Source organism: Novosphingobium sp. AP12 (assembly GCF_000281975.1).
GTDB lineage: Bacteria > Pseudomonadota > Alphaproteobacteria > Sphingomonadales > Sphingomonadaceae > Novosphingobium.
Map to the genome: position 1 here is coordinate 1 of NZ_AKKE01000096.1, position 9,868 is coordinate 9,868.

The window sequence follows — 9,868 nt, forward strand, 5'->3', positions numbered from 1 at the left end:
TTTCTGCTCCGGCCGCCGCATCGTCCAGCGATGCGTCACAAATTGTCAGTGCCCCTGTCATCGTGACCAACATGCAACAAAGCGCACAACCTGCCAAGTTGCAGCAATCGTTCGCAGTCCCTAAGCGTGGCGAACATGCGGCAATCAACTCCGAATAGTCAGTCCGAGCCTGCCCCCTGCGATCTCGCGATCCTGGGCGGCGGGCTTGCAGGAGGCCTGATCGCGCTTGCCATGGCGGCGCATCGCCCCGAACTTTCAGTCATGGTGTTAGAGCGCGGCGAGAATCTCGGCGGCCGCCACGTCTGGTCGTTCTTCGCCAGCGATGTCGCCGCCGAGGGTGGGGACCTCGTCAAGCCGCTGATCGCTGCGCGCTGGGACGGCTACACCGTCCGCTTCCCTGGGGCCTTGGAGCGGCACCTCACCACCCCCTATCGCAGCGCTACCAGCGAGCGCCTCGACGCTGCGGTGCGCGCGGCCCTCCCAGCGGATCGCATCGTGACCGGGGTGGAAGTGGCGAGCGCCACACCGACCCGAGTTACCCTGACAGATGGCCGCGCCGTCACCGCGGGCGGCGTGATCGACGCGCGGGGCGCGCACGGCCTCGCGCACATGGCGGGCGGCTGGCAGAAGTTTGTCGGCCACACGCTGCGACTTGCCGCCCCGCATGGACTGACCCGACCGGTGGTGATGGATGCGACCGTCGAGCAGCTCGACGGCTACCGCTTCGTCTATTGCCTGCCCTTCTCGGAAACCGAAGTCTTCGTCGAGGACACCTACTATTCCGACACAGCCGCCCTCGACCTTCCCGTCTTGCGCCGGCGCATCGCCGATTACGCCGCCAGGGCCGGCTGGCAGGTCGAAAGCATGGCCTACGAGGAAACCGGCGTCCTACCTGTCATCGCGGCCGGGAACTTCCCGGCGTTTTGGGCCTTGGGGGGAGACCTCGCCCGCGCCGGCACCCGCGCCGCGCTTTGCCATCCGTTAACATCCTACTCGATTCCCGATGCGGTAAGATTTGCGCTCTACCTCACCACCCTCGACAACCTCTCGGGCGAGAGACTAGGAACGATCAGTCATGACTGGGCCGCACAACACTGGCGTGAAGGACGCTTTTACCGGATGTTGAGCCGTATGCTCTTCGGCGCGTCCGAAGGCGGCGATCGCTGGCGGATGCTGGCGCGCTTCTACACCCTGTCCGAAGGGCTGATCGAACGCTTCTATGCGGGCCGCTCCACGCCGCTCGACATGGCGCGCATCCTTGCCGGCAGGCCGCCGGTGCCGGTCGGCGCGGCGCTCGCCAGCCTGGCCGGCGGCGGCCGTCCCCTCGCCGATCTTGGAGCCAGTACATGAAACGCGCCTGTGTCATCGGTGCCGGCTTCGGCGGCCTCTCCCTCGCGATTCGGCTGCAAAGTGCTGGCATCGCCACCACTCTCATCGAAGCGCGCGACAAGGTGGGCGGCCGCGCCTATCAGTGGGAGCGCGACGGCTTCACGTTCGATGCCGGCCCTACCGTCGTCACCGACCCGGACTGCCTGCGCGAACTCTGGGCGCTCTCGGGCCACGACATCGCCGACGACGTCACACTGCTCCCGGTCTCGCCGTTCTACCGCCTCAACTGGACCGACGGCGTCGTTTTCGACTACGGCAATGACGAGGCCGCGCTGCGCCGCGAGATCGCCCGCGTCTCGCCCGACGACCTCGCCGGTTACGAGGACTTTCAGCGCTACTCCGCCGGGGTCTGGCAGGAAGGCTACGTAAAGCTGGGGCACGAGGCGTTCCTCGACTTCTCCAGCATGATCAAGGCCGCGCCCGCGCTCGCCCGCTACCAGGCCTGGCGCTCGGTCTATTCGATGGTCTCGCACTTCGTGAAGGACGAGCACCTGCGCCAGGCGCTCTCGTTCCACACGCTGCTCGTCGGCGGCAACCCGATGACCACCAGCGCGATCTATGCCCTGATCCACAAGCTGGAAAAGGACGGCGGCGTCTGGTGGACCAAAGGCGGTACCAACAAGCTGGCCAAGGGCATGGCCGCGCTGTTCGAGCGCCTCGGCGGCACCATGCGCCTGGGCGACAAGGTCCGGCAGGTCCACACTATCGGCGACCAGGTCACCGAGGTCGAGTGCGAAAGCGGTTGGCGCGAACGCTTCGACGCGGTCGCCTCCAACGGCGATCTCGTCCATACCTACGGCACCCTGCTGGCCGACACTGTGCGCGGACAGGAGATGGCGAAGAAGCTCAAGAAGAAGCGCTTCTCGCCTAGCCTCTTCGTAGTCCATTTCGGACTGGAAGGAACTTGGCCCGGCATCCCGCACCATACCATCCTGTTCGGCCCGCGCTACAAGGGCCTGCTGGATGACATCTTTAAGCACGGCGTACTCCCGCGCGACTTCTCGATCTACCTCCACCACCCCACCGTCACGGATCCCACGATGGCGCCCGCGGGAAAGAGCACGTTCTACGCGCTCGTTCCCGTGCCGCACATGGGCAAGCTCCCGATCGACTGGGACGAGGTCGGCCCGGTGCTGGAACAGCGGGTGATCGCCGAAGTCGGCCGACGCCTGATCCCCGACATCGAGGACCGCATTGTCACCCGCTTCCATTACGCCCCGCCGGACTTCGAGTCCGACCTCGGCGCGTACAACGGCAATGCCTTCAGCCTCGAGCCGATCCTGACGCAGAGCGCGTTCTTCCGCGGTCACAACCGCGACGACAAGCTGAAGAACCTCTACCTCGTCGGCGCCGGTACTCATCCGGGCGCGGGCATCCCGGGCGTCGTCGGCAGTGCCAAGGCGACCGCTAAGCTGATGCTGGAAGACCTGCGGTGAGCCTGGGCCTCAGCGCCCAACTCAACGCGCTGCGCAGCGCCTGGGGCTGGACCGGCGTGGAGTTCGCAGAAGTCGTCAGCCACAGCCTGTTGGGCCATATGCTCGTTATCGACCGGCTGGGCACGTTCCACTACCTCGACCCCGACGTCGGCATGGTCACCCCGCTCGGCGACGAAGCCGCCGCTGCCGCCCACATGGTGCGCGATGACGTGCAGGTCGTCTGGCGCGCCGACGCGCTGGTCAATGCCGCCGCCGCGCGGCTCGGCCCGCCCGCCATGGGCGAGGTCTACTCCCTCAAGCCGCAGGCGATGGTCGCCGGCGACTATGCCCACGAGAATCTCATCCGGATCGACCTCGTCGACCTCATCTACCTATCCGGCGAAATCGCCCGGCAGACACGCGATCTGCCCGACGGCACGCCCGTGAACCTGAAAGTCGAAGACAGAAAATGAAGCGCCTCGCCGTCTACTGCGGTTCCGCCACCCCCGCAGATCCCCGATACGTCCAGCTTGCCGCCAACGTCGGTACTGCGCTTGCGAAGCAGGGCATCGGCGTCGTCTACGGCGGCGGCCGGCTCGGCCTGATGGGCGCCGTCGCAGGCGCAGCGCTCCTGGCCGGCGGCGAAGTGCTAGGCGTCATTCCCGAGGCGCTGGTAGGCGGTAATGGCCGCGGCGGCGAAGTTGCCAACTACGATTGCGAACTCACCATCGTCGCCGACATGCACGAGCGCAAGGCCGCCTTCACCCGCCTGTCCGATGGCTTCCTCGTCCTCCCCGGCGGGGTCGGCACCATGGACGAGCTGTGGGAAGCGGTCAGCTGGTCGCAGCTGGGCTATCACAACAAGCCGGTCGGCATCCTCAACGCCTTCGGCTTTTACGACGGGCTGCTCGAATTCAACCGCCATATGGCCGACGTCGGCTTCGTGCGCCCCGCCCACCAGGGCATCATCATGGCCGAGACCGACCTCGACCTGCTGCTAATCCGCATGCGAGCGCACGAACCCATCGTGCCGATCGTCAACATGGATCCCAACACGCTGTGACCGATGCCCGCTGATCGCGCCGAACTGGTCGAAGCCGCACACGATTCAATCCGCCGGGGCTCGAAAAGCTTCGCTTCCGCCAGCCGCCTGTTCGACCGCGAGACACGCGAGCGGGTCTGGCTGCTCTACGCCTGGTGCCGCGCCTGCGACGACATTGCCGACGAGCAGGACCATGGCCATGCGGCGCCAGCCGTGCCGCTAGACGCCCGGCTCGACCCCGAATCGCGCCTCGCGACCATCCGCGCGCTCACCGACCTCGCGATGGCGGGCGAGGAGACAGGCTCGTTCGCCTTCGACGCGCTAGGCCAGCTCATGCGCGAAACACCGGTGACGCCGGCCATGGTCGAGGACGTCCTCGCCGGCTTCGCGCTCGACGCCGCCGAGTGGCGTCCGAGGAGCGAGGCCGACATGCTGCGCTACTGCTACCACGTGGCGGGCGCGGTGGGAGTAATGATGGCAGCGGTCATGGGCGTGCCGGCCGACGACGAGGACACGCTCGACCGCGCCTGCGACCTCGGCCTGGCGTTTCAACTCGCCAACATCGTGCGCGACGTGTGGGAGGACGATGCAAACGGGCGCTGCTACCTGCCTATCGAATGGCTGTCCGAGGCCGATATCCCGCCCGGCGAAGTGACCAAGCCGCACTACCGCCACGCCCTGGTTCCGCAAGTCGCCCGTGCCTGCAGGCTCGCTCGCGACTATGAAGCTTCGGCGCGAATCGGCGCGTCCCGGCTGACTTTCCGCCAGCGCTGGGCCGTGCTTTCCGCTGCCAACATCTACGGCGGTATCGCCCGTAAAGTGGAGCATCTGGGCGCCCATGCCTGGGACCACCGCGTTGTCGTTAGCAAATGGCAGAAGCTATCGATGGTCGCACAGGCTCTAATGGAAGCTCGGGCAGTGCCTCGGGGCGCGCCGAAGCCTGGCCTTTCTCGCCGCGAACTCGCGGATCTCGCAAGACAGAGTCCGCCAAGACTTTGACGCGAGCTCACGGCGTCGCGCCGGCTCGTAACGCCGCGCCGGATATACGCCCGCTAGCGGCGGTACATGGCGCCGGCCCGCCGAGCGGCGGATATGCCAGACCAAAAAACGGGTCTGCTCCGTGTGCAAACAGTTAAGCGCCGTACGGCGAGGCGGCCTGAGCAGCTTTTCGCAATCGAAAGCTATTCGGTAACGGGGCAGCGGTTGGCCTACCGCAACTGCGCCGGCTCGGCGATTTCTTCAGCTTCTTCAGTGGTGGCAAACACCTCCTCCCGGATGATCCGGTTGGTGATCTCGAGCAAGTGCGCAGACAGCGCTGCGCTAAGTTCGTCGAACTCAGGCAGCAGAACCCGATTCACGAAGCTGGCAGGCGCGTGGACGAGGACGGACTGGCTATGCATGCGTCGGTAGCGAAATGGACGAATGCCGTACCGCCGGCATAGCGCAGTGAAGAGCTGCCGGGACCACGGATCATGGATCGAGAACTTGAAGTCCTCCGAAGCTTCTCGCCGGCTGGTTTCGGCAAACTGTTGCCTGATGCGTTCAGCAGCGGCACCAGCTGCAGCTTTTTCGCCCTCCGTCGCTGCGCCTGCGAACAGCGCTTCGATCTTGCGGAGCTTCTCGCGAAGTCGCTGTTCAGCGTCGCTGTCGCAGCTCAATGCCGCGTCTCCTTAGGCAAAATACGCGCTGGCAGCCGATCGCTGCAGGTGCAGGTGCACGCTACAACGGCCCGGATCTCAGTTTCCACGCCTTCAATTGAGTCCTGCAACCTGGCCATCATTGCTTTCATCATGTTGGGACTCACAAGCTCATTTTCCGCGTGATAGGCAATGGCAACGCCCGCCATCATCAGACCGTTCTCGAAAAGCGGGTGAATGGCATTGCGCAAGCGCCGGTAAAGGCATGATCTCTTCACCACCGAGCCGGCCTTCAAACGACCTTCGACTTCCCACGAGTGGTCTATGCTACTGGATTTATGGGAAAAGAAGAGGCCGGGTTAGGAATTCCCCTGCAGCGCAAGGCACGATCGGTAAAGCAAAACGATCTATAGGCCGAGATCACTGCGCAGCACACTAAGCGACTGTAAGTAACCGATTGCCGCGCAGTCCGCCGCAGTAGCAGTCGCCGAACCGGGACAAACCGAAGTATGAGACGCCTCGGCTGCGTGTCGTTCATAAGAAAAACAGAAGCGGCTTATCATAAAAGATCAATTATGTCCTCAGCCAGACTTCCGGATTCCGGCTCCGGCTCCGGCTTGTCTTCAGTGAAAGCTTCGACCAGGCCTTGGCATATGGCCACCTGGCCAGAAGTGCCGTTAGAACATGCATTCTCAGAAGCTAAAGCGGAGGTGTACGCAGCGCAGATATCTAGTCCAATGTCCGCAACGTCAGCACATGGTGCCTTTTTGTGGGATTGCCGAATCCCCAAGCAAACATATTGCGCGGGCCCTGATGCCATCTCAGTGCAGGTGTTTGCAATTGCATTTTTGAGGCCCCAACAGACCGACCGGGCGGCGCCATTGTGTAAGGCGCAAAGGCCTTTCTCTTTTGCCGTCAAAGCACCTGCGGCGACATTTTTCTTAGAATAAGTCCAATCTTCGGCAGCGGCGGCGGGCGTGGGAAACTGCATCACCGTTAAAGCAATTATGGCAAAATATTTCATGATTCCCCCTGGCAAAAGCCCGCCCCATTTTCGGCCCATGCCTGCCCTGACGCGATATCTACATCTCGGCATAGCAGCCGCAAACAATCTCGATCGGTCACCGGCGTTGCCCAATCTATTCAACTTTGCAACAATCAACCTGCGAAATGAAGTGGGGTGTATGACCAAGATCGTTATTGTACTGATATTGCTGACTAAAATTTCCCTTAGCGCTGCACCAGCAGCTGCATGTGCAGTCCCCGCCACGTACCACATACCGACCACGATCGAGCTGGTCGAACAAGCTGATGCCATCGTCTTGGCCCGTGTAGGAGGGTCACATGCCGATAGAAAAAGTGGCCTTATACGAGCAGATTTGACGCCAATTTCTTTACTCAAAGGCCAATATTTGTCAAATATAGTGTCCTTAGAAGGCGCGATACTCGCGAATAACAAGCATCATGCAACTCCAAGCGACCCCCGAAATCTTGTTGACGCAAACCCCGATGCTTTTAGCGGCGGCTGCAACCGGAATGTGTTCAATAAAGATGCCATCGTGGTCGCATTTCTACGTGTAAAGAACGGCGAGTGGGTTATCCATGCCCCTGCCTTTTCCCGAGCGCTAGAGGATGTCCGGTCATCAGATGCGCTGTGGGTAAAGACCGTGAGGCTGTATATCCGGATTGCATCGCTCCCGATCGCGCAGCGTAGGCATGAGATGCTCTCTGAAGTCGCGAGGCTTTCGCGCGAAAACATGGATCCCGATTCGCCGCTGCTCGCCCTTGACTTAAAGCGAGCACTATCAGTCGGCTACTAGCTAGACCACATGTTCACCTGAGGCTGGGAGGCGCGCCGCGTCATATACAGCGATGAGATCGCGCCGAGCTGGTCCGCGCGATCCCCTGCAAGGAGGCGAACGAGGACCAGGACAATGAATTATGTGGGCTTGGACGTGCACAAGAACACGATAGCGGCTGCTGTAGCGAAGAACGTCCTGCGCGGGGAAGTGCGCGAAGATGGTGCGATCTTCAACACGCTAGTGGCGCGCTGACGAAGTGGCTTCGCGGACCGGTGGTCGAGCTCCACCTTTGCTAATGGGCCGGGCCATGCGGGTACTGGACTTTTGCGGTTGCTACGCGTCGAGCCGCTTTCCATCACAGATCGCCCAAGGCTTAGCAAGACAGAGTAACATTCCAGACATATATCTGGGAGCTTTGCTGGGTCCCACGCGTTGCTCCCGCATAACCCTCAGGAGAATCCACCATGCTGTTCACCATCGCCGCCATTCTCTTCGTGCTCTGGATTCTGGGGCTCGTCGTGTTCAAGGTTTCGGGCGCGGTGATTCACCTTTTGCTGGTGCTCGCAATCATCGTTGGCCTGGTGCAGCTTTTCCGCGTTCGTCGCGGCGTCTAGGTGGAAGGCCCTGGTCGGCGCTGGGCCGCTCAGGGCTCCACCAGCGGCGGCTTGTTGCGGTAATATTCGGGCGGATTGACGCGGCGGAATAGCCGGCCTTTCTCCGAATACAGTACAAGCACCAGGGCGCTCAGTCCGCAAACCACCATTGCCGCCAGAATCGGCCGCGCCGTTCCGTCGTAGGCCTGCCCGATCAGCGATCCCAAGATCGCCCCGAACACCACTCGAACGAACGACATGACAGATGCCGCCGCCCCCGCAATCCGCGCGAAGGGCTGAAGCGAGATCGCCTGGAAGTTCGAACCCATGAAGCTCATCATGCACATGCTTAGCGTCATGATCGGCAGGAAGGTCCACAGGCCCTCCCCCCGGAACGCGAAGAACAGGTGGACGGCGCCGAGCGCAATGTAGACCAGCAGCGCCGCGTGGGAGACCCGCCGCGCGCCGAACCGCTCGACAATTCGAGAGTTCGCGAAATTGCTGCAGGCCATGACTAACGCCATGCCGCCGAACATCACCGGGAAAAGCGTGCCGGCCCCGAAATGCTCGCCGATCAGCTGCTGCGCGCTGTTGAGGTAGCCGAACATCGCACCCTGCACGAAAGCAGCGCCGACGAAATAGCCGAGCGCAGCCCGCTCGCTGAGCGCGAGGCGCATGTTGCCGGCGATGACCTTGAGCTTCACCGGTTGGCGGAAATCGGGGTGCAGCGTCTCGGGGAGGCGCAAAAGTGCCCAGGCGAATACGCCGATCGCCAGCACGCCCATGATCCCGAAGATCCAGCGCCAGCCCGCGAACAGCAGCACCGATTGGCCGATCATGGGCGCGATCATTGGCACGACCATGAAGGTCATAGCTATCAGCGACTGCGTGCGTGCCATGCGGTCCCCGTCGAAACGGTCGCGCAGGATCGTCATTGGCATGACCATCATCGCGGAGGTCACGAAGCCCATCACACCGCGTGCTGCCAGCAGCAGCTCGAAGCTGCCGGCAATGGCGCACAGCACCGAAAGCGCGACGTAAGCGCCGATCGCGCAGAGCACTACGGGCCGCCGCCCGAATCGATCCGCCAGGGCGCCGGGAAACAGCGATCCGAGGCCCGAGCAGATCAGGAACACGCCGATGATCAGCTGCCGCTGGTTGGGGTCGGCAAGGTGGAGGTCGTTGCTGATCGCGCCGAGCGCGGGCAGCATGACGTCAATCGCCAGCGCTTGAAGTGCCTGGAAGGACGCCATCATGGCGACAAATTCCAGTTCCTTCATCGGGAACTGGGCCGGACGGGCATCGGGGGAATGCATGCCCCGCGCATGCCGCAGTTGGCTTTTGTTAGCCAGCCAAAATGCGCAAGTGGTGGCGCTTTCATCCCTGGCGACGTTATATGAGGCGTCATGTCACCGCACGATGATCATCACGCGCACGAGGAAGAGGCCGAGGGCCTGCGCAAGATCATCCACGTCGACATGGACGCCTTCTACGCCAGCGTCGAGCAGCGCGACGACCCCTCGATCCGCGGGCTTCCTGTCGCGGTGGGCGGCTCGTCCGGGCGCGGCGTGGTGGCAGCGGCGAGCTACGAGGCACGGGTCTTCGGTGTGCGCTCGGCGATGCCCTCGTCCCGCGCGGTGCGGCTTTGCCCCGACCTTATCTTCCGCAAGCCGCGCTTCGAGGTCTACCGCGAGGTCAGCCAGCAGATCCGCGCGATCTTCCTCGACTACACCCCGCATGTGGAGCCGCTCTCGCTCGACGAGGCGTATCTCGATGTTACCGCCGACCTCAAGGGCATCGGCTCGGCCACCCGGATCGCGCAGGAAATCCGCCGCCGGATCAAGGCCGACACCCAGCTGACGGCGAGCGCAGGGGTCTCTTACAACAAATTCATCGCCAAGCTCGCCAGCGACCAGAACAAGCCCGACGGGCTTTGCGTGATCCGCCCCGGCGAGGGCGCAGCCTTCGTGGCGGGGCTGCCGGTGCGCCG

At 63.1% G+C, this 9,868-nt stretch carries 12 protein-coding genes; 8 read left to right on the top strand and 4 right to left on the bottom strand.

Features of this window, described 5'->3' with window-relative positions:
- Positions 1-135 precede the first annotated feature (135 nt).
- The 5 genes from crtY to PMI02_RS14715 are packed head-to-tail and all read left to right on the top strand — an operon-like array spanning position 136 to position 4,845.
- On the top strand, positions 136-1,350 hold the full coding sequence (gene crtY, locus PMI02_RS14695) for a lycopene beta-cyclase CrtY (protein ID WP_007684092.1): 1,215 nt from the start codon (positions 136-138) through the stop codon (positions 1,348-1,350).
- Positions 1,347-2,825, top strand: a complete 1,479-nt coding sequence (locus PMI02_RS14700) for a phytoene desaturase (RefSeq protein WP_007684094.1) — start codon at positions 1,347-1,349, stop codon at positions 2,823-2,825. Before crtY ends, PMI02_RS14700 begins: the two co-directional genes overlap by 4 nt.
- Complete coding sequence (locus tag PMI02_RS14705; protein ID WP_007684097.1) at positions 2,822-3,277, top strand: hypothetical protein; 456 nt, start codon at positions 2,822-2,824, stop codon at positions 3,275-3,277. Before PMI02_RS14700 ends, PMI02_RS14705 begins: the two co-directional genes overlap by 4 nt.
- Entirely contained in the window at positions 3,274-3,867 is a 594-nt protein-coding gene (locus PMI02_RS14710; RefSeq protein WP_007684099.1) for a TIGR00730 family Rossman fold protein, read from the top strand. The genes PMI02_RS14705 and PMI02_RS14710 overlap by 4 nt, the downstream gene beginning before the upstream one ends.
- Positions 3,868-3,870: 3 nt before the next feature.
- Positions 3,871-4,845, top strand: a complete 975-nt coding sequence (locus tag PMI02_RS14715) for a phytoene/squalene synthase family protein (RefSeq protein WP_007684101.1) — start codon at positions 3,871-3,873, stop codon at positions 4,843-4,845.
- Positions 4,846-5,054: 209 nt separating this feature from the next.
- Here the strand turns inward: PMI02_RS14715 and PMI02_RS14720 are convergent, their stop codons facing one another.
- The 3 genes from PMI02_RS14720 to PMI02_RS27160 form a co-directional block, all read right to left on the bottom strand.
- Positions 5,055-5,504, bottom strand: coding sequence for a hypothetical protein (locus PMI02_RS14720; protein ID WP_007684102.1), 450 nt, complete (start codon positions 5,502-5,504; stop codon positions 5,055-5,057).
- Complete coding sequence (locus PMI02_RS14725) at positions 5,501-5,734, bottom strand: hypothetical protein (RefSeq protein ID WP_157222529.1); 234 nt, start codon at positions 5,732-5,734, stop codon at positions 5,501-5,503. Before PMI02_RS14725 ends, PMI02_RS14720 begins: the two co-directional genes overlap by 4 nt.
- 308 nt (positions 5,735-6,042) lie before the next feature.
- Positions 6,043-6,507 carry a hypothetical protein gene (locus tag PMI02_RS27160; RefSeq protein WP_157222530.1) on the bottom strand — a complete coding sequence of 155 codons (465 nt, stop codon included), beginning with the start codon at positions 6,505-6,507 and terminating at the stop codon, positions 6,043-6,045.
- Between the two features lie 160 nt (positions 6,508-6,667).
- On the opposite strand from PMI02_RS27160, the gene PMI02_RS27165 reads away from it, so the two are divergent.
- A complete protein-coding gene (locus PMI02_RS27165) occupies positions 6,668-7,303 on the top strand; it encodes a hypothetical protein (RefSeq protein ID WP_157222531.1) in 636 nt (211 codons plus the stop codon).
- Between the two features lie 446 nt (positions 7,304-7,749).
- Complete coding sequence (locus PMI02_RS27170) at positions 7,750-7,899, top strand: lmo0937 family membrane protein (protein ID WP_007684108.1); 150 nt, start codon at positions 7,750-7,752, stop codon at positions 7,897-7,899.
- Between the two features lie 29 nt (positions 7,900-7,928).
- Here the strand turns inward: PMI02_RS27170 and PMI02_RS14730 are convergent, their stop codons facing one another.
- Positions 7,929-9,194, bottom strand: a complete 1,266-nt coding sequence (locus PMI02_RS14730) for a multidrug effflux MFS transporter (protein ID WP_007684110.1) — start codon at positions 9,192-9,194, stop codon at positions 7,929-7,931.
- Positions 9,195-9,284: 90 nt separating this feature from the next.
- Here PMI02_RS14730 and dinB point away from each other — a divergent pair.
- Positions 9,285-9,868 (top strand): DNA polymerase IV (gene dinB / locus PMI02_RS14735; protein WP_007684112.1); only part of this gene is annotated, 584 nt, incomplete at its 3' end.

Coding starts and splice junctions, on each gene's coding strand:
- crtY (WP_007684092.1), top strand. CDS start 136: ATGCGGCAATCAACTCCGAATAGTCAGTCCGAGCCTGCCCCCTGCGAT.
- PMI02_RS14700 (WP_007684094.1), top strand. CDS start 1,347: ATGAAACGCGCCTGTGTCATCGGTGCCGGCTTCGGCGGCCTCTCCCTC.
- PMI02_RS14710 (WP_007684099.1), top strand. CDS start 3,274: ATGAAGCGCCTCGCCGTCTACTGCGGTTCCGCCACCCCCGCAGATCCC.
- PMI02_RS14715 (WP_007684101.1), top strand. CDS start 3,871: ATGCCCGCTGATCGCGCCGAACTGGTCGAAGCCGCACACGATTCAATC.
- PMI02_RS27160 (WP_157222530.1), bottom strand. CDS start 6,507: ATGAAATATTTTGCCATAATTGCTTTAACGGTGATGCAGTTTCCCACG.
- PMI02_RS27165 (WP_157222531.1), top strand. CDS start 6,668: ATGACCAAGATCGTTATTGTACTGATATTGCTGACTAAAATTTCCCTT.
- PMI02_RS27170 (WP_007684108.1), top strand. CDS start 7,750: ATGCTGTTCACCATCGCCGCCATTCTCTTCGTGCTCTGGATTCTGGGG.
- PMI02_RS14730 (WP_007684110.1), bottom strand. CDS start 9,194: ATGCATTCCCCCGATGCCCGTCCGGCCCAGTTCCCGATGAAGGAACTG.